Origin of the sequence: Xanthomonas sp. (assembly GCF_017163755.1) — a bacterium.
Lineage (GTDB): Bacteria > Pseudomonadota > Gammaproteobacteria > Xanthomonadales > Xanthomonadaceae > Xanthomonas_A.
This window is the reverse complement of the sequence record NZ_JAFIWC010000017.1, coordinates 103572-122963: the sequence shown is the minus strand read 5'-3', so window position 1 is coordinate 122963 and position 19392 is coordinate 103572. Positions and strand designations below refer to the sequence as shown.

The window sequence follows — 19392 nt, the reverse complement described above, 5'->3', positions numbered from 1 at the left end:
AGCCTCGCGAGAAATCGACGCCAGCCGCTTCGCCCACAGCCTCATCGGCGCTGCCGTACCCTCATCCGCCCCTTCGGCGCACCTTCTCCCGAGGGGAGAAGGAAGAGCTCGGCTGCGATTCCAACGCACATCTTGCGCTGTGTCTTCGAGGACTGTGTTCGAGCGGGAAATCGGTATCGGTCATCGCAAATCCAGGATTAATCGGTAAAGCCCCTCTCCCCCCGGGAGAGGGGTTGGGGGTGAGGGTACGGGCGCAGCCTCGCGAGAAATCGACGCCAGCCGCTTCGCCCACAGCCTCATCGGCGCTGCCGTACCCTCATCCGCCCCTTCGGGACACCTTCTCCCGGCGGGAGAAGGAAGAGCGTGGTGGCGCCATGATCCCGGTGAAGGAAAAAGCGTCAGCCACGTTTCCAGCGCACCCCTTGTGCGGTGTCCTCGAGCACCACGCCTTCGTCGGCCAGCTGCTGGCGGATCGCGTCGGCGCGGGCGAAGTCGCGGTTCTTCTTGGCCTCGCCGCGCGCGTCGATCAGCGCCTGGATGCGCGCGTCGTCGCCGTCGGCGGCGCCGCGGTTGAACCAGGCCGTCGGTGTCTGCTGCAGCAGTCCCAATGCCTTGCCGGCGCCGAGCAATTTCGATCGGAGCGCCAGCAATTCAGGAAGGTGAGCCGAACGTTCGGCGCCGTGCGCGAACTGATTCCGTAACGCACGGGCCTCGGTAGCGATGCTGGCAAGAACCGACAACGCCAGCGGAGTATTGAGGTCATCATCCAGGGCGGCCTCCACTTCGTCAGGAATGGCTGCCTCCCGCATTGGTTCTGTGTCATCCGGGGAGCCGAAGACAGCCAGATCGCGCAACGTCCCGTACAGCCGGTCCAACGTGCGCACCGACTGCTCGATCAGCGCCTCGGACCAGTCCAGCGGCTGCCGGTAGTGCGCGCTCAGCAGCGCGTAGCGCAGCGCCTCGGGCGGATGCTTGGCGATCAGGTCGTGCACGGTCTCGATGTTGCCCAGCGACTTGCTCATCTTGGCGCCGCTGAAGTTGAGCATGCCGTTGTGCAGCCAGAAGCGGGCGAAGGTGGCGCCGCCGTGCGCGCACTCGCTCTGCGCGATCTCGTTCTCGTGGTGCGGGAACTGCAGGTCCACGCCGCCGGCGTGGATGTCGATGGTCGGGCCCAGGTGCGCGGCGGCCATCGCCGAGCATTCGATGTGCCAGCCGGGGCGGCCGCGGCCCCACGGCGAGTCCCAGCCGGGCAGTTCGTCGCTGGACGGCTTCCACAGCACGAAGTCGCCCGGGTCGCGCTTGTACGGGGCGACGTCGACGCGGGCGCCGGCCAGCATCTCCTCCGGATCGCGCCGCGACAGCTTGCCGTAGCCGTCGAAGCTGGCCACCGCGAACAGCACATGGCCCTCGGCGGCGTAGGCGTGGCCGTTGTCGATCAGCCGCTGGATCATCGCCACGATCTGCGGGATGTGCGCGGTGGCCTCCGGCTCCAGGTCCGGCGGCGCCACGCCCAGCGCGGCCATGTCCTGGCGGTAGATGGCGGCGAAGCGCTCGGTGATGGTGGAGATCGGCACGCCCTGGGCCTGCGCGGCGGCGTTGATCTTGTCGTCCACGTCGGTGATGTTGCGCGCGTAGCGCAGCGCGCCGTAGCGGCGCCGCAGCAGCGCGGCCAGCACGTCGAACACCACCGGGCCGCGGGCATTGCCGATATGCGCGTAATTGTAGACGGTGGGGCCGCAGACATAGAGCGTGGGGCCTGCGACCGGGTCCAGGGGCTCGAAGGCGTCGACCCGGCGGGTCAGGTTGTTGTGCAGGCGCAGGCTCATCGGCATCGGGGTAGGGGGGAGCCGGTCGATTCTACCGGCAGCGGCGGGACTGCGGGCGCCGCGGCCGCCGCGTAACCCCACGTTCAGCGCGACGCAAGGCGACATGCCTACACTGCCTGTTCTGTCCTTCGAAGCCCGGTGCCGATGCGTCCGATCCTGTTGTTGCCGCTGGCCTGCATGCTCGCATGCGGCGCCGTGCCGGCCCTGGCGCAGGACGGCGAGGTGCGCAACCGCGTGGTGGTGATCGAGAACGTCAAGCTCGACTACGCCCAGGTGCTGAACGTGGAGCCGGTCTACCAGACCCTGCGCGCCACCCGCACCGAGCAGCAGTGCGACGATCCGATGCCGGCGCTGGCGCCGGTCACGGTCAAGCCGGCCGAGGACGACAGCCGGCTTAACCGGATCATGGATTCGGTCAAGGACATCTTCAGCCGCCGCCACGAAGAGCCCGCCCCGGCTCCGGCCGCCGCCGCGGCGGCGCTTGGCGGCGGCAGCAACTGCCGCGTGGTCGAGGTCGGGCGCGAGTTCCGCCGGCCGATCGCCTACGACGTGGACTACGTCTACAAGGGCACCAAGTACCGCTCGCGGCTGCCGGAAGACCCGGGCAATCGCCTGCGCATCCGGGTCTCGGTGGCCCCGTACATGCCCGATGCGATCGTGGCGCCGGCGCGCTGATGCGCCTGCTTGCGCCTGCGCCGCGCGCATGCGAGGATGCGCGGCCATGAAAGCGAACTCGCCCCAGCACGACCTCAGCGCCGCCCGGATGGCCTCCGGCATGACCTCGCGTGCGCGCCGACCGGAATCCCACATCCTGGCTGGGTAAACGGAGCGTCTTGCTGTTCGTTCTGAAAACCCAGCCCGAGGCTGGGTTTTTTCGTTTTCATCCCCCGGAAAGGTTTCACCCGTAAAGAAAACCCGCGCGTCCCGCGCATGCCGCCGGCTTCGGCGGTTCCACGCAGCAAAGGATGGATCGATGTCTCTGAAGCACTTCTTGAACACCCAGGACTGGAGCCGGGCCGAGCTGGACGCGCTGTTGACCCAGGCGGCGCTGTTCAAGCGCAACAAGCTGGGCAGCGAGCTGAAGGGCAAGTCGATCGCGCTGGTGTTCTTCAACCCGTCGATGCGCACCCGCACCAGCTTCGAGCTGGGTGCGTTCCATCTGGGCGGGCATGCGGTGGTGCTGCAGCCGGGCAAGGACGCGTGGCCGATCGAGTTCGACCTGGGCACGGTGATGGACGGCGATACCGAGGAGCACATCGCCGAGGTGGCGCGGGTGCTGGGCCGCTACGTCGACCTGATCGGCGTGCGCGCGTTCCCGAAGTTCCAGAACTGGGCCGACGACCGCCAGGACAAGGTGCTCGCGAGCTTCGCCAGGTATTCGCCGGTGCCGGTGATCAACATGGAGACCATCACCCATCCGTGCCAGGAACTGGCGCATGCGCTGGCGCTGCAGGAGCATTTCGGCACCCAGGACCTGCGCGGCAAGAAGTACGTGCTGACTTGGACCTATCATCCCAAGCCGCTGAACACCGCGGTGGCGAACTCGGCGCTGACCATCGCCACGCGCCTGGGCATGGACGTGACCCTGCTGTGCCCGACGCCGGACTACGTCCTCGACGAGCGCTACATGGGCTGGGCCGCGCAGAACGTGGCCGAGAGCGGCGGCTCGCTGCAGGTCAGCCACGACATCGACAGCGCCTACGCCGGCGCCGACGTGGTCTACGCCAAGAGCTGGGGCGCGCTGCCGTTCTTCGGCAACTGGGGCCCGGAGAAGCCGATCCGCGACCAGTACCAGCACTTCATCGTCGACGAGCGCAAGATGGCGCTGACCAACAACGGCGTGTTCTCGCACTGCCTGCCGCTGCGCCGCAACGTCAAGGCCACCGACGCGGTGATGGATTCGCCCAACTGCATCGCCATCGACGAGGCCGAGAACCGGCTGCATGTGCAGAAGGCGGTGATGGCCGCTTTGGTTCGGGACTCGGGACTCGGGACTCGGGACTCGTAAAGTCCCAGCCGGCTCCTTCATTTTTAGTATCTATCCAGCATTCCCCCAGGAGTTCATCCATGTCGCAACCCACTGCTTCTTCGAGTCCCGAGTCCCGAGTCCCGAGTCCCGGCACCAAGGACATCGTCCTGGCCTTCTCCGGCGGCCTGGACACCAGTTTCTGCATTCCCTATCTGCAGGAGCAGGGCTACGCGGTGCATACGGTGTTCGCCGACACCGGCGGCGTGGACGAGGAGGAGCGCGACTTCATCGAAAAGCGCGCCGCCGAGCTGGGCGCGGCCAGCCACGTCACCGTCGATGGCGGCCCGGCGATCTGGGCCGGCTTCGTCAAGCCGTTCGTGTGGGCCGGCGAGGGCTACCAGGGCCAGTATCCGCTGCTGGTGTCCGACCGTTACCTGATCGTCGATGCCGCGCTCAAGCGCGCCGACGAACTGGGCACCCGCGTCATCGCCCACGGCTGCACCGGCATGGGCAACGACCAGGTGCGCTTCGACCTGGCGGTGAAGGCGCTGGGCGACTACCAGATCGTCGCGCCGATCCGCGAGATCCAGAAGGAGCACACCCAGACCCGCGCCTACGAGCAGAAGTACCTGGAAGAGCGCGGCTTCGGCGTGCGCGCCAAGCAGAAGGCCTACACGATCAACGAGAACCTGCTCGGGGTGACCATGTCCGGCGGCGAGATCGACCGCTGGGAGGCGCCGGGCGAAGGCGCGCGCGGCTGGTGCGCGCCGCGCAGCGCGTGGCCGACCGAGACGCTGACGGTGACCCTGAAGTTCGAGCACGGCGAAGCGGTCGCGGTGGACGGCAAGCCGCTGGAAGGCGCCAAGCTGCTGGCCAAGCTCAACAAGCTGTTCGCGCCGTACGGCGTGGGCCGCGGCGTGTACACCGGCGACACCGTGATCGGCCTGAAGGGCCGCATCGTGTTCGAGGCGCCGGGATTGATCGCGCTGCTGGCCGCGCACCGCGCGCTGGAGGACGCGGTGCTGACCAAGCAGCAGAACCGCTTCAAGCCGGAGGTGGCGCGCAAGTGGGTGGAACTGGTCTACGAAGGCTTCTACCACGATCCGCTGAAGACCGACCTGGAGGCGTTCCTGAATTCCTCGCAGACCATGGTCAACGGCGAAGTGACGCTGGAAACGCGCGGCGGGCGCGTCGATGCGGTGGCGGTGAAGTCGCCGCACCTGCTCAACGCCAAGGGCGCGACCTACGCGCAGTCGGCGGACTGGGGCGTGGCCGAGGCGGAGGGCTTCATCAAGCTGTTCGGGATGAGCTCGACGCTGTACGCGCAGGTCAATCGCTGAGCCTAAAGCCCCTCTCCCTCCGGGAGAGGGGGTGGGGGCGCCGCAGGAAACTTTCGGGACCAGTCATGACGAACGCGTCGCCACGCGCCAGCCAAGGGGAACCATGCAGCGTGTATCCGTATGGTTCGCCATCCGGGCGCGTGGCGACGCGCTCGGCCCGACTGTCTCTCGATGTTTCTTGAGGCGCCCCTCATCCGCCCCTGCAATATCGATTTTCACTAGGCTTCGCCCGTACCCTCATCCGCCCCTTCGGGGCACCTTCTCCCGGCGGGAGAAGGGAGCTGTCATGGAATCCATGGACGCATTGCGCATCAGCACCGACAAGCAGGACCTGGATCTGCCGTTGATCCATCGCTTCCTCAGCGAGCAGGCCTACTGGAGCCTGGGCATTCCGCTGGGCACGGTGCAGCGGGCGCTCGCCGGCTCGCTGTGCTTCGGCGGCTACGTCGACGGCGCCGGGCAGGTCGCGTTCGCGCGGGTGATCTCCGACTTCGCCACCTTCGCCTACCTGGCCGACGTGTTCGTGCTCGACGCCTACCGCGGACGCGGCTACGGCAAGCAGCTGGTCGCCGCGGTGCTGGCGCATCCGCAGCTGCAGGGGCTGCGCCGCTTCATGCTCGCCACCTCCGACGCGCACGCGCTGTATGCCCAGTACGGCTTCGCGGCCCCGGTCAGGCCGCAATCGCTGATGGAAATCGCCCATGCCGACCTCTACCGCACCCACCCCACGGCTGCCTGACATCCCATGACCGATCTGCTCGAAACCACCCTCGCGCACCTGGACCGGCTGGTGTCCTTCGACACCCGCAATCCGCCGCGCGCGATCGGTACCGGCGGCATGTTCGACTACCTGCGCGCGCAGCTGCCCGGCTTCCGGGTCGAAGTGATCGACCATGGCGCCGGCGCGGTCAGCTTCCATGCCGTGCGCGGCGCGCCGAAGTACCTGTTCAACGTGCACCTGGACACGGTGCCGGACTCGCCGCACTGGAGCGCCGATCCGCACACCCTGCGCCGCGCCGAGGACCGGGTGATCGGCCTGGGCGTATGCGACATCAAGGGCGCGGCGGCGGCGCTGGTGGCGGCGGCCAATGCCGGCGACGGCGATGCCGCGTTCCTGTTCTCGACCGACGAGGAGGCCAACGACCCGCGCTGTATCGCCGCGTTCCTCGCCGCGCATCCCGCGGTCCCCGGTTCCCGGTCCCCGGTCCCGGCCTACGAAGCGGTGCTGGTGGCCGAACCGACGATGAGCGAGGCGGTGCTGGCGCATCGCGGCATCAGTTCGGTGCTGATGCGCTTCGCCGGCCGCGCCGGGCATGCGTCGGGCCGGCAGGATCCTGCCGCCAGCGCGCTGCACCAGGCGATGCGCTGGGGCAGCCGCGCGCTGGACCATGTCGAGTCGCTGGCGCATGCGCGCTTCGGCGGGCTGACCGGGCTGCGCTTCAACATCGGCCGCGTCGAAGGCGGCATCAAGGCCAACATGATCGCGCCGCAGGCCGAGCTGCGCTTCGGCTTCCGCCCGCTGCCGTCGATGGACGTGGACGCGCTGCTGGCGACCTTCGCCGGCTTCGCCGAACCGGCCGCCGCGCATTTCGAGGAGACCTTCCGCGGGCCGAGCCTGCCGTCGGGCGACATCGCCCAGGCCGAGGACAAGCGCCTGGCGGCGCGCGACGTCGCCGACGCGCTGGAGCTGCCGATCGGCAACGCGGTGGATTTCTGGACCGAGGCCTCGCTGTTCTCGGCCGGCGGCTACACCGCGCTGGTCTACGGCCCGGGCGACATCGCCCAGGCGCATACCGCCGACGAGTGGGTGTCGCTGCAGCAGCTGCAGCGCTACGCCGAGTCGGTGCACCGCATCATCAACGTCCGCTAGCCGCACGACCGGGCGCGACGGGCCATCCCGACAGCAGGTCGCGCCAGGCGCGGCCGACACACCACACGAAGCCACCGCCACCATGCAAGCCAACAAACAAACCCGCCAGACCATCGTGCGCCTGCTTTCGAGCATGGCCAGCGCGAAGGAGATCAGCCAGTACCTCAAGCGCTTCTCGCAGCTGGACGCCAAGCGCTTCGCCGTGGTCAAGGTCGGCGGCGCGGTGCTGCGCGACGACCTGGAGGCGCTGACCTCGTCGCTGTCGTTCCTGCAGGAGGTCGGCCTGACCCCGATCGTGCTGCACGGCGCGGGCCCGCAGCTGGACAGCGAACTGGCCGCGGCCGGGATCGAGAAGCAGACCGTCAACGGCCTGCGGGTGACCTCGCCCGAGGCGCTGGCGATCGTGCGCAAGGTGTTCCAGGCCTCCAACCTCAAGCTGGTCGAGGCGCTGCAGCAGAACGGCGCGCGCGCCACCTCGATCACCGGCGGGGTGTTCGAAGCGCAGTACCTGGACCGCGACACCTACGGCCTGGTCGGCGAGGTCAAGGCGGTGAATCTGGCGCCGATCGAGGCCAGCCTGCAGGCCGGCTCGATCCCGGTGATCACCAGCCTGGGCGAAACCCCGAGCGGGCAGATCCTCAACATCAACGCCGACTTCGCGGCCAACGAACTGGTGCAGGAACTGCAGCCGTACAAGATCATCTTCCTCACCGGCACCGGCGGGCTGCTCGACGAGCAGGGCAGGGTGATCGACTCGATCAACCTGTCCACCGAGTACGAGGACCTGATCGCGCAGCCGTGGATCCATGGCGGCATGAAGGTCAAGATTGAGCAGATCAAGGACCTGCTGGACCGGCTGCCGCTGGAGTCGTCGGTGTCGATCACGCGCCCGGCCGACCTGGCCAAGGAATTGTTCACCCACAAGGGTTCGGGCACGCTGGTGCGGCGCGGCGAGAAGGTGCTTCGCGCCACCTCGTGGAGCGAACTGGACACGCCCAGGCTGAAGACGCTGATCGAATCCAGCTTCGGCCGCAGCCTGGTGCCGGACTACTTCGACAACACCCGGCTGCTGCGCGCCTACGTCAGCGAGAACTACCGCGCCGCGGTGATCCTCACCCACGAAGACGGCTACACCTACCTGGACAAGTTCGCCGTGCTCGACGACGCCCAGGGCGAAGGCCTGGGCCGCGCGGTGTGGAACGTGATGCGCGAGGAAACGCCGCAGCTGTTCTGGCGCTCGCGCCACAACAACCAGGTCAACATCTTCTACTACGCCGAGTCCGACGGCTGCTTCAAGCAGGAGAAGTGGAAGGTATTCTGGTACGGGTTGGAGAATTTCGAGCAGATCCAGCACTGCGTGGCGCATTGCGCCACGCGCAAGCCGACGCTGCTCGGCTGAGCGTTCGACACGTCGCTTCCGCGCTGGCGGAAGCCCGGCGCCGCGGCCTGACGCGGCCGGCCGGATCGCCGCCAGCGCGGCGGTGGCACCGTTCCTTCAGGCACCGACAGGGCCATGCCTACGCCATGAACGCAGAACTTCCCGATACCTGGCGCCACGTCCCCACGCTGCGCGGGCAGCATGTCGTGCTGGAGCCGCTGCAGGCCGCCCACGCCGACGGGCTGCGCGCGGCGCTGGGCGACGGCGAGCTGTCGCGGCTGTGGTACACCAACGTGCCGGCACCGGCGCAGTTGGACGCCTACCTCGCCGCGGCGCTGCAGGCGCAGGCGCTCGGCCGCGTGCTGGCGTTCGCGGTGCGCGATGCACACGGCGCGGTGGTCGGCAGCACCCGCCTGTACGATCTGGATCCGGAGGTGCCCAGGCTGAGCATCGGCTACACCTGGTACGCCACGCACGCGCAACGCACCGGGCTCAACACCGAGGCCAAGCGCCTGCTGCTCGGCCACGCGTTCGACACCCTGGGCTGCCTCAGCGTGGTGCTGGAAACCAGCTGGTTCAACCACGCCTCGCGCGCGGCGATCGCGCGCCTGGGCGCCAAGCAGGACGGCGTGCTGCGCCAGCACAAGCGCCACAGCGACGGCAGTCCGCGCGATACCGTCGTCTTCTCCATCCTCGACTCGGAATGGCCGGCGGTGAAGCGCCACCTGCAGTTCCGCCTGGACGCACACGCATGACTTCCAAACCCTTCACCGTCGGCATCGTCGGCGCACGCGGCCATACCGGCGCCGAACTGATCGCACTGGTCGCCGGCCATGCGCAGCTGGAACTGGCGTTCGTATCCTCGCGCGAGCTGGACGGCCAGCGCGTGGCCGAGCACAGCGCCGCCTATCGCGGCGAACTGCGCTACGAGAACCTGGACGCCGACGCGGTGGCCGCCAAGCGCGCCGATGCGGTGGTGCTGGCGCTGCCCAACGGCAAGGCCGCGCCCTATGTCGCCGCGCTGGACGCGGCGGTGGCCGCGGACCCGGCGGCCATGGACCCGGTCGTCGTCGACCTGTCGGCGGACTATCGGTTCGATCCGGGCTGGTACTACGGCCTGCCGGAGCTGACCCGCCAGCGCTATGCCGGGCAGCGGCGCATCAGCAATCCCGGCTGCTACGCCACCGCGATGCAGCTGGCGATCGCGCCGCTGCTCGACCAGCTGGCCGGGCCGCCGCAGTGCTTCGGCGTGTCCGGCTATTCCGGCGCCGGCACCACGCCATCGGACAAGAACAACCCCGAGCTGCTGCGCGACAACCTGATGCCGTACTCGCTGACCAACCACGTGCACGAGCGCGAGGTGTCGGCGCAGCTCGGCGTGCCGGTGGAGTTCATGCCGCACGTGGCGGCGCATTTCCGCGGCATCAGCATGACCGTGAACCTGTGGCTGCAGCAGCCGCTGGCGCTGGAGGCGATCGGGCAGCGCTACCGGCAGCGCTATGCCGGCGAGCCGCTGGTCGAGGTGATCGACGAGGCGCCGTGGGTCAGCCGCATCGCCGGCAGGCACGGCGTGCAGATCGGCGGATTCACCCTGGCCCCCGGCAACAAGCGCGTGGTGGTGGTGGCGACGCTGGACAACCTGCTCAAGGGCGCGGCGACCCAGGCGCTGCAGAATCTCAACCTCGCGCTCGGCCTGGACGAGCTGATGGCGATTCCTCCGATGGAGCGTCCGCAATGAGGGGTAGTTGTGGTCGGGACTCGGGACTGGGGACTCGGGACTCGATAGGAGCGAAAGCGGTCTCGCCTCGCCTGTGCGTCGTACGACCGCAGCCAATGGCTTTCCGAGTCCCCAGTCCCGAGTCCCGAGTCCCGAAGGAATCCCAATGACCAACCTCCTCTGGCAAAAACCCGGCGTCGCCGTCGACGCCAAGATCCAGGCGTTCCTGGCCGGCGACGATGTGATCCTGGACCGCGAGTTCTTCCTGTACGACATCGACGCCAGCCGCGCGCACGCCGAAGGCCTGCAGCGCATCGGCATCCTGTCGGCCGACGAGCTGGCCGGGCTGCAGCGCGAACTGGCGGCGCTGGCCGAGGATTTCCGCAGCGGCGCATTCGTGCTCGACGAGCGCTTCGAGGACGGCCATTCGGCGATCGAGGCGCGCCTGACCGAGCGCCTGGGCGATGCCGGGCGCAAGATCCACACCGGGCGCAGCCGCAACGACCAGGTCCTGGTGGCCACGCGCCTGTGGCTGAAACACAAGCTGGCGCGCGTGGCGCAGTTGAGCGCCGAGGTCGCCGAGGTCGCGCTGGACCGCGCGCAGGCCGAATCGGGCCTGCCGCTGCCCGGCTACACCCACATCCAGCGCGCGGTGGTGTCGTCGGCCGGCATGTGGTGGGCCGGCTGGGCCGAGGCGTTCATCGACAACGCGATCCGCGCGCAGGACACGCTGAAGCTGGTGGACGCCAATCCGCTCGGCACCGCCGCCGGCTACGGCGTCAACCTGAAGCTCGACCGCGAGCACACCACCGCCGCGCTCGGCTTCGCGCGCATGCAGGTCTCACCCGTCTACGCGCAGCTGTCGCGCGGCAAGTTCGAGATGGCCGCGCTGGAGGCGCTGGGCGGGGCGACGCTGGACCTGCGCCGGCTGGCCTGGGACCTGTCGCTGTTCACCAGCGGCGAGTTCGGCTTCGTCGCGCTGCCGGCGCAGTACACCACCGGCAGCTCGATCATGCCCAACAAGCGCAACCCGGACGTGATCGAGCTGATGCGCGCCACCCACGCCAGCGTGGCCGCGGCGCGCACCGAGATCGAGCAGCTGCTGTCGCTGCCGTCGGGCTACCACCGCGACCTGCAGAGCAGCAAGGGCGCGATCTTCCACGGCTTCGGCCGCGGCCTGGCCGCGCTGGAACTGCTGCCGGCGTTGCTGGCCAACCTGGAGTGGCGCGAAGACAAGCTGCGCGCGGCGATCGACTCGGGCATGTACGCCACCGACGTGGCGGTGGAGGCGGCCGCGGCCGGGGTGCCGTTCCGCGACGCCTACCAGGCCGCCGCGGCGTCGGCGGACAGCGCCGGGCAAGGGCGCACGCCGGAGGCCAGCCTGGCCGCGCGGGTGTCGCCGGGCGCCGCCGCCGACCTGCGCCTGGACGCGCTGCGCGCGCGTTGGCAAGCGCTGGGCTGACATGGGCGTCGTCGACACCGCCAATGCACAGCACTACCGCTGGGGCGAGGCTTGCGACGGTTGGCATCTGCTGCGCGGCGGCGACCTGGGCGTGATCCAGGAACGCATGCCGCCCGGCAGCGCCGAACGGCGCCACCTGCATCGCCACGCGCGGCAGTTCTTCTACGTGCTCGCCGGGCAGGCGGTGCTCGAGCTGGACGGGCAGCGCCATCGGCTAGGCGCCGGCCAGGGGCTGCACGTGGCGCCGGGTTGCGCGCACCAGATGCGCAACGACTCGGCGCAGGACCTGCACTTTCGGGTGGTGTCGGCGCCGCACCGCCATGGCGATCGCGAGCCGGCGCCGGCTGCCGCCACGGACCTGCTGGAGGGACCGGGATGAAGACGCTCTATCTGGTGATGGCGATGCGCAAGCCGGGCTTTCGCGCCGAGGTGATCGAACCGCACCGCGCCTTCCTGGCGCGGTTGCGCGCCGAGGACCGGCTGGAACTGACCGGCGGCTTCGCCGACGGCAGCGGTGGCGCCTACCTGCTGAAGAACGTCGCCAGCCTGGAGGCCGCGCGGGCGCTGGTGGCGCAGGATCCGCTGGTGCTGCACGACGCCTCCGAGCTCACCGTGTACGCGTGGCAGGTCCACTGAAGCAGGCGCAGGCCGATCCCATGAACGATCCCACCCCTCCGCCCGCATCGCGCTTCGTCGAGCAGGCGCTGCCGCCCTGGCGCCGCGCCGTGCTCAAGGTCGGCAGCAGCCTGCTCGCCGCCGACGGCGGCGGGCTGTCGCCGCGCTACGCGCTGGGGCTGGCGCAGTTCGTGTCGGCGAACCTGGCGGCCGGCCGCGAGGTGGTGATCGTGTCCTCCGGCGCGGTCGCCGCCGGCCGCGCGCTGGTGCCGCGGCAGCCGGAGGCCGGCGCGCCGATCGCCGCGCGGCAGGCGCTGGCGGCGCTGGGCCAGGCGCAGCTGATCGCGCTGTGGCAGCGCTTCTTCGAACGCCCGGTGGCGCAGGTGCTGCTGACCCACGACGACCTGCGCAACCGGCGCCGCTATCTCAACGCGCGCGCCACGCTCGGCGAACTGCTGCGGCTGGGCGCGTTGCCGGTGGTCAACGAAAACGACACCGTGTCGGTGGACGAGCTCAAGCTCGGCGACAACGACAACCTGGCGGCGATCGTCGCCGCGCTGGTCGATGCCGACGCACTGTTCATCGCCACCGACATCGACGGCCTGTACACCGCGGATCCGCGCAGCGATCCGCGGGCGCATCCGCTCGACGACGTGCCCGAACTGAACGCGCAGGTGCTGGCGATGGCCGGCGGCAGCGGCAGCGCCGCCGGCACCGGCGGCATGCGCACGAAGCTGGAGGCGGCGCACAAGGCCGGCGCCGCCGGCATCGACACCTTCCTGTTCAACGGCCGCCGCGGCGAGGTGCTGCGCGGGCTGGCGCAGGATCGCCTGCTCGGCACCCGCATCCACGCCCCGCGCACCCGTATCGCCGCGCGCAAGTATTGGCTGCACCATGCGCCGGTGGAGCCGGGCGCGATCCTGGTCGATGCGGGCGCGGCGCGCGCGCTGCTGCAGAAGGGCGCATCGCTGCTGCCGGGCGGCGTGACCGGCGCCGACGGCGATTTCCGCCGCGGCGACATGGTCGAGGTGCACTGCCGCACGGCCGACGGCCACACGCGCATCGCGCGCGGCGTCAGCCAGTACTCGGCGCAGGACATCCGCCGCATCGCCGGCCGCCACTCGCGCGACATCGAGACCGCGCTGGGGTATAGCTATGGCGAGAACGTGGTGCATCGCGACGATATGGTCTTGTTGTGAGGCCGGGGTTCGGGACTGGGGACCCGGGACCCGGAAAAGCGGCTCGTCCGCCGCCGATCCCCCGGCTTCTCCGAGTCCCGAGTCCCCAGTCCCGAGCCCCGCCAAAAGGACCGATCCATGAGTGAGATCAAACGCCTGGCCCTGCAATGCCGCGACGCCGCGCAGGCGCTGGCGCAGCTGTCCTCCGCCGCCAAGCGCGAGCTGCTCGAGGCGATGGCCGCGGCGCTGGAGGCCGACGCCGACGCGATCCTGGCCGCCAATGGGCGCGACCTTGCGGCGGCGCGCGACAAGGCCACCAGCGCGGCGATGCTCGACCGGCTGAGCCTGGACCGCACGCGCCTGGCCGGCGTCGCCGCGGCGCTGCGCGAAGTGGCCGCGTTGCCCGATCCGGTCGGCCAGGTCACCCGCGACGACGTGCGCCCCAATGGCATCCGCGTGCAGAAGGTGCGCGTGCCGCTGGGCGTGATCGCGATGATCTACGAGGCGCGTCCCAACGTCACCGCCGACGCCGCCGCGCTGTGCATCAAGGCCGGCAACGGCGTGATCCTGCGCGGCGGTTCCGAGGCGATCCACTCCAACACCGCCATCGCCGCGGCGCTGAAGCGCGCGTTGCGGCAGGCCGGGCTGGATCCGGCCGCGCTGACCCTGGTCGAGGACCTGCGCCGCGAGACCATGCTCGAACTGCTGCAGCTCAACGACATCGTCGATCTGGCGATCCCGCGTGGCGGCGAGGGTCTGATCCGCTTCGTCGCCGAGCATGCGCGGGTGCCGGTGATCAAGCACTACAAGGGCGTGTGCCACCTGTTCGTCGACGCCTCGGCCGATCCGGAGCTGGCGGTGAAGCTGCTGGTGGACGGCAAGGTGTCGCGCCCGTCCGCGTGCAACTCGCTGGAGACGCTGTTGGTGCACGCCGACATCGCCGCGCGCTTCCTGCCGCTGGCGGCGCAGGCGTTGCAGTCGCGCGGGGTGGAGCTGCGCGGCGACGCCGCCACGCGCGCGCAGCTCCCCGGCATCGCCGCGGCCAGCGACGACGACTATGCCGCCGAATTCCTCGACCTGGTGCTGGCGGTGCGCGTGGTGCCGGACCTGGATGCGGCGATCGCGCATATCCGCCGCTACGGTTCGGACCACACCGAGGTGATCGCCACGCGCGACGCGGCCAATGCCGAGGCCTTCGTCCATGCGTTGCGCTCGGCGGTGGTGATGGTCAATGCGTCGTCGCGGTTTTCCGACGGCGGCGAGCTCGGCCTGGGCGCGGAGATCGGCATCTCCACCACGCGCCTGCATGCGTATGGCCCGATGGGCCTGGATGCGCTGACGGTGGAGCGCTTCGTGGTGCGCGGCGAGGGCCAGGTGCGGCACTGAGCCGCGCGGCGCTCGCGCGGCGCCAGCAGCACTACTACGCGGTACCGGGCGGGTCGCCGCTCATGAGGGAGGCGGTCCGGTTGCGTCCGTCGGCCTTGGCCCGGTAGAGCATCCGGTCCGCTTCGGCCACCAGCGCATCGACACGGGGCACGCCGCCGACCGAGCTGGCCACGCCGATGCTGATGGTCGCCGCGACCGGGCGACCTTCCACCTCCCTGGCGTCGGCCATGAACGCAAGGCGCAGCCGCTCGGCGGTCGCGTTCGCCTCCGCCAGGCCGGTGTCCGGCAGCACGCAGACGAACTCTTCGCCGCCGAAGCGGAAGATCCAGTCGCCCTTGCGCAAGGTGCGTTGCGCGGCCTGCGCCGCCAGCACGATGACCGCGTCGCCGATCCGGTGGCCATGGCCGTCGTTGATGCGCTTGAAGTGGTCGATGTCGAAGAACAGCACCGAGCGGTGCCGGCCGCCGCTGTCCTGCCATTGCTGCGAGCGCTGCTGGAAGAAGCGGCGGTTGTACAGGCCGGTCATCGGGTCGCGCACCGAGTCGTCGTAGTAGCGCAGCGCGTCGCGCTCCTTGTGCATGGCCATCAGCAGCGCGCCGGCCAGCAGCACGTGCAGCAGGATCCTCACGTTGTAGAAGACCACCGCCCAGGTCTGGGTGGGCGCGGCGCCCAGCGGCGCCGGCAGCCAATGCGCGAACACCGCCGCCAGCGCCGACAGCGCCGCGGCGATCCCGAACACGATGGCGAGCAGGCCGGCGGAGGGCAGGCCGCCCTTGCGGCGGCGCCACAGTTCCATCGCCGGCAGCGCGCTGTACAGGCAGACCAGCGCGATGCGCATGCACGCATTGGCCGTGGTCCAGCCGAACCGGCCGAACACCGCGATCGCCAGGCACAGCCACAGCGCCGCGGGCAGCAGCAGCCAGCCCCATTTCGGCAGACGGTCGTAGAAGGCGCGTACCGCCTGCCAGCCGAACGCATAGGCCAGGGTGATGCAGAACGCGCCCAGCTGCAGGCCGAGCCTGCCGGGAAACGCCTGCGGCTGGACCAGGAATGCGCAGCCGCAGGCGCCGGCGAAGAAGGGCATCGCGAACCACAGGCGCTTGCCCGCCTGCGGGCGGACCACCAGCACCAGCAGCGACATGCACAGCAGCACGACGGTGGTGTAGCCGAGCAGCGTGGGGACATCGATCATGGCGGCAACAAGGACCTTCGCTGGCGCGTGGCGGCCAGGTGTGCCCATCCGAAAACGCCCATTATCCCCCATCGCCCGCGCGAGGCCTGAGCGCGGCGCCTGAGCACTGCACCTCCGCCGCGCAACCCGTACCCGCGCCGTGTACCGGTGCCGACGAATCCGGCAGGCCCACGGCCACGCCGGCGCAGTGCGACGCCGCGCAAGTGGCGGCGATCCGTGCCGCGATCGGCTACACACCGGCGAACTAGTGCCTTTTCACCGAGAGTGCTGGCAGCCCGCGCAATCGCTGTGGGAGCGACTTCAGTCGCGACGGGCGTTACCGACCGGCCTGTCGCGACCGAAGCCGCTCGCGCGAGGATGCGGGCCTGGACAGCCGATGCTCCAGGTCCTGCTCGCGCTCGTGCGCCGACCCGCGAGCGGACGCGTTCGGACGGCGCGCAGGCGATGCGAACGCCGTCCCGGCCCCGGCACTTTCCCCGCGGCCACGCTTGTGACTACAGTCGCGGTCCAACCGCCGGAGGTTCCATGCGTCCCATCGCCGCCCGCCTGATCGTCACCGTCCTCGCCGCCGCGCTGGCCGGCCCGGCCGCCGCGCAAACCTCGCCGATGACCCCGGACATCACCGGCAGGAAGTTCGTCGCCCCCAGCGAGGCCAACGACTACGTCAAGCGCGAGGCGATGATCCCGATGCGCGACGGGGTCAAGCTGCATACCGTGATCGTGGTGCCCAAGGGCGCGCAGCATGCGCCGATGCTGCTCACGCGCACGCCCTACGACGCCAGCGGCCGCGCCAGCCGGATGGCCTCGCCGCACATGCGCGACCTGCTGCCGCAGGGCGACGAGGTGTTCGTCGACGGCGGCTACATCCGCGTGTTCCAGGACATCCGCGGCAAGTACGGCTCGCAGGGCGACTACGTGATGACCCGGCCGCTGCGCGGCCCGCTCAACGGCAGCAAGGTCGACCACGCCACCGATGCCTGGGACACCATCGACTGGCTGGTCAAGCACGTGCCGGAAAGCAACGGCAAGGTCGGCATGCTCGGCTCCTCGTACGAGGGCTTCACCGTGGTGATGGCGCTGACCGATCCGCATCCGGCGTTGAAGGTGGCCGCGCCGCAGAGCCCGATGATCGACGGCTGGATGGGCGACGACTGGTTCAACTACGGCGCCTTCCGCCAGATCAACTTCGACTACTTTACCGGCCAGCTCAGCGAGCGCGGCAAGGGCGCTTCGATCCCGCGCCAGGGCTACGACGACTACAGCAATTTCCTGCGCGCCGGCTCGGCCGGCGACTACGCCCGGGCCGCCGGGCTGGAGCAGCTGCCGTGGTGGCACAAGCTCAGCGAGCATCCGGCCTACGACAGCTACTGGCAGCAGCAGGCGCTGGACAAGGTGATGGCCGCCACGCCGCTGAAGGTGCCGACGATGTGGCTGCAGGGCCTGTGGGACCAGGAGGACATGTGGGGCGCGATCCACAGCTATGCGGCGATGGAGCCGCGCGACGCCGGCAACGACCTCAACTACCTGGTGATGGGGCCGTGGCGGCACAGCCAGGTCAACTACGACGGTTCCTCGCTGGGCGCGTTGAAGTTCGACGGCGATACCGCGCTGCAGTTCCGCCGCGACGTGCTCAAGCCGTTCTTCGACCAGTACCTGGTCGACGGCGCGCCCAAGGCGGACACGCCGCCGGTGTTCATCTACGACACCGGCGAGAACCGCTGGGACCGCTTGGCGCAGTGGCCGCGCAGCTGCGACCAGGGCTGCCAGGCGAGTTCGCGTCCGCTGTACCTGCTCGCCGGCGGCAAGCTGTCGTTCGACGCGCCGGTCGCGGGGCAGGCCGAATACGAGGAATACGTGTCCGACCCGGCCAAGCCGGTGCCGTTCGTGCCGCGTCCGGTGGACTTCTCCGACCGCGACATGTGGACCACCTGGCTGGTGCGCGACCAGCGTTTCGTCGACGGCCGCCCGGACGTGCTGACCTTCGTCAGCGAGCCGCTGCGCGAGCCGCTGCGCATCGCCGGCGCGCCGGCGGTGAACCTGCAGGCGTCCACCACCGGCAGCGACAGCGACTGGGTGGTGAAGCTGATCGATGTGTATCCGGACGAGATGGCGTCGGACCCGAAGATGGGCGGCTACGAGCTGGCGGTGTCGATGGCGATCTTCCGCGGCCGCTACCGCGAGAGTTTCGCAACGCCCAAGCCGATCGCGCCGAACCAGCCGCTGGCGTACACGTTCGGCCTGCCCACCGCCAACCACACCTTCCAGCGCGGGCACCGGGTGATGGTGCAGGTGCAGTCCAGCCTGTTCCCGCTGTACGACCGCAATCCGCAGAGCTTCGTGCCGAACATCTTCTTCGCCAAGCCCGGCGACTACCGCAAGGCGACGCAGCGGATCTGGCACACGCCGCAGCAGCCCAGTTTCATCAGCCTGCCGGTGCGCTGAGCGGCAGCGGGCGTGCCGCCCGCGTGAGAACGCCCCGGCCGCGCGCATGCCGCGATGCCGCGCCGCCGCACCCTCAAAGGCGCAGCGCGTCCAGGACCAGCGAGAACGCGGGGGAATGCTGCCGGCGGCTGGGGTAGTAGAGGTGGTAGCCGGAGAATGGCGGGCACCAGTCCTCCAGCACCCGCACCAGGCGTCCTTGCTCCAGGTGCGGGGCGAATTCCTGCTCGGGCAGGAAGGCGATGCCGAGCCCCTCGAGCGCGGCGCGCACGATCGGCGGCGAGGTATTGAAGATCAGCTGGCCGTCGACGCGCACGTTCACCTGCCGGTTGCGCCGCTCGAATTCCCACACGTAGATGCCGCCGTGGGTGGGGAAACGGATGTTGATGCAGCGGTGTCCGGTCAGGTCGCCCGGCGCCTTGGGCACCGGGCGGTCGCGGAAATAGCCCGGCGTCGCGACCGCGGCCATGCGCAGCGGCGGCCCGATCGGCATCGCGATCATGTCCTTGTCCAGGCTTTCGCCCAGGCGCACGCCGGCGTCGAAACGGTCGGCGACGATGTCGCGGAATCCGTAGCTGACATCGAATTCGATCTGCACGTCGGGGTAGCGGTGCAGCACCGGCGTCAGCTTGGGCAGCAGCGTCGTGTGCAGCACGTGCTCGCCGCTGGTGATGCGCACGACGCCGGCCGGCTTGTCGCGCAGGGCGGTCAGCGCGTCCAGTTCCGACTCGATCTCGTCGAAGCGGTTGCCGATGGCCTCCAGTAGGCGCTGGCCGGCCGCGGTGGGCGACACGCTGCGCGTGGTGCGGGTCAGCAGGCGGATCTCCAGTCGCGCTTCCAGTGCCTTGATCGCCTGGCTGAGCGCCGACTGGCTCACCCCGAGCACCGCGCCTGCGCGGGTGAAGCTGCCTTCCCGGGCGACGGTGACGAAGGCCAACAGGTCGTTGAGGTTGCGTCGTGCCATGGGCCGAGTCTGACAGGTCTATTGATTAATCGAGCTTATAGGGCATGCAAGCATTC

General features: G+C 69.8%; 17 protein-coding genes. 14 read left to right on the top strand and 3 right to left on the bottom strand.

Annotated features, from left to right (window positions below; all coding sequences use genetic code 11):
* Nucleotides 1–398 precede the first annotated feature (398 nt).
* Nucleotides 399–1826 carry a cysteine--tRNA ligase gene (cysS, locus tag JR065_RS12970; RefSeq protein WP_206234647.1) on the bottom strand — a complete coding sequence of 476 codons (1428 nt, stop codon included), beginning with the start codon at nt 1824–1826 and terminating at the stop codon, nt 399–401.
* Nucleotides 1827–1970: 144 nt separating this feature from the next.
* Here cysS and JR065_RS12965 point away from each other — a divergent pair, with 144 nt between their 5' ends.
* The 13 genes from JR065_RS12965 to JR065_RS12905 all read left to right on the top strand — a co-directional run bounded on the left by JR065_RS12965 (nt 1971) and on the right by JR065_RS12905 (nt 14741).
* Nucleotides 1971–2501: a hypothetical protein gene (locus tag JR065_RS12965; RefSeq protein ID WP_206234646.1), complete on the top strand. Its 531-nt coding sequence runs from the start codon at nt 1971–1973 to the stop codon at nt 2499–2501.
* A 298-nt stretch (nt 2502–2799) separates the two neighbouring features.
* The gene (locus JR065_RS12960) at nt 2800–3834 is read left to right on the top strand and encodes an N-acetylornithine carbamoyltransferase (RefSeq protein ID WP_206234645.1); all 1035 of its coding nucleotides are present in this window, start codon (nt 2800–2802) and stop codon (nt 3832–3834) included.
* Nucleotides 3835–3893: 59 nt separating this feature from the next.
* Entirely contained in the window at nt 3894–5135 is a 1242-nt protein-coding gene (locus tag JR065_RS12955; RefSeq protein WP_206234643.1) for an argininosuccinate synthase, read from the top strand.
* A gap of 286 nt (nt 5136–5421) precedes the next feature.
* Entirely contained in the window at nt 5422–5874 is a 453-nt protein-coding gene (locus JR065_RS12950; RefSeq protein ID WP_206234642.1) for a GNAT family N-acetyltransferase, read from the top strand.
* Nucleotides 5875–5880: 6 nt separating this feature from the next.
* Nucleotides 5881–7005: an acetylornithine deacetylase gene (locus JR065_RS12945; protein WP_206234641.1), complete on the top strand. Its 1125-nt coding sequence runs from the start codon at nt 5881–5883 to the stop codon at nt 7003–7005.
* 82 nt (nt 7006–7087) lie between these two features.
* Nucleotides 7088–8404 carry an acetylglutamate kinase gene (locus JR065_RS12940; protein ID WP_206234640.1) on the top strand — a complete coding sequence of 439 codons (1317 nt, stop codon included), beginning with the start codon at nt 7088–7090 and terminating at the stop codon, nt 8402–8404.
* Between the two features lie 125 nt (nt 8405–8529).
* On the top strand, nt 8530–9138 hold the full coding sequence (locus JR065_RS12935; protein ID WP_206234639.1) for a GNAT family N-acetyltransferase: 609 nt from the start codon (nt 8530–8532) through the stop codon (nt 9136–9138).
* Nucleotides 9135–10121, top strand: a complete 987-nt coding sequence (argC, locus tag JR065_RS12930; RefSeq protein WP_206234638.1) for an N-acetyl-gamma-glutamyl-phosphate reductase — start codon at nt 9135–9137, stop codon at nt 10119–10121. The genes JR065_RS12935 and argC overlap by 4 nt, the downstream gene beginning before the upstream one ends.
* A 145-nt stretch (nt 10122–10266) precedes the next feature.
* A complete protein-coding gene (gene argH, locus JR065_RS12925; RefSeq protein WP_206234637.1) occupies nt 10267–11562 on the top strand; it encodes an argininosuccinate lyase in 1296 nt (431 codons plus the stop codon).
* A gap of 1 nt (nt 11563) precedes the next feature.
* Entirely contained in the window at nt 11564–11941 is a 378-nt protein-coding gene (locus JR065_RS12920; RefSeq protein WP_206234636.1) for a cupin domain-containing protein, read from the top strand.
* Nucleotides 11938–12198: a YciI family protein gene (locus JR065_RS12915; RefSeq protein ID WP_206234634.1), complete on the top strand. Its 261-nt coding sequence runs from the start codon at nt 11938–11940 to the stop codon at nt 12196–12198. The genes JR065_RS12920 and JR065_RS12915 overlap by 4 nt, the downstream gene beginning before the upstream one ends.
* A gap of 20 nt (nt 12199–12218) precedes the next feature.
* Complete coding sequence (gene proB, locus JR065_RS12910; RefSeq protein WP_206234633.1) at nt 12219–13376, top strand: glutamate 5-kinase; 1158 nt, start codon at nt 12219–12221, stop codon at nt 13374–13376.
* 117 nt (nt 13377–13493) lie between these two features.
* Nucleotides 13494–14741 (top strand): glutamate-5-semialdehyde dehydrogenase, encoded by a 1248-nt coding sequence (locus JR065_RS12905; RefSeq protein WP_206234632.1) that lies wholly within the window; start codon nt 13494–13496, stop codon nt 14739–14741.
* 34 nt (nt 14742–14775) lie between these two features.
* On the opposite strand, the gene JR065_RS12900 is transcribed toward JR065_RS12905, so the two are convergent.
* Nucleotides 14776–15933, bottom strand: coding sequence for a GGDEF domain-containing protein (locus tag JR065_RS12900; protein ID WP_206234631.1), 1158 nt, complete (start codon nt 15931–15933; stop codon nt 14776–14778).
* 525 nt (nt 15934–16458) lie between these two features.
* Here JR065_RS12900 and JR065_RS12895 point away from each other — a divergent pair.
* Complete coding sequence (locus JR065_RS12895) at nt 16459–18375, top strand: CocE/NonD family hydrolase (RefSeq protein WP_206234630.1); 1917 nt, start codon at nt 16459–16461, stop codon at nt 18373–18375.
* 73 nt (nt 18376–18448) lie between these two features.
* Here the strand turns inward: JR065_RS12895 and JR065_RS12890 are convergent, their stop codons facing one another.
* On the bottom strand, nt 18449–19336 hold the full coding sequence (locus JR065_RS12890) for a LysR family transcriptional regulator (RefSeq protein ID WP_206234628.1): 888 nt from the start codon (nt 19334–19336) through the stop codon (nt 18449–18451).
* Nucleotides 19337–19392 lie beyond the last annotated feature (56 nt).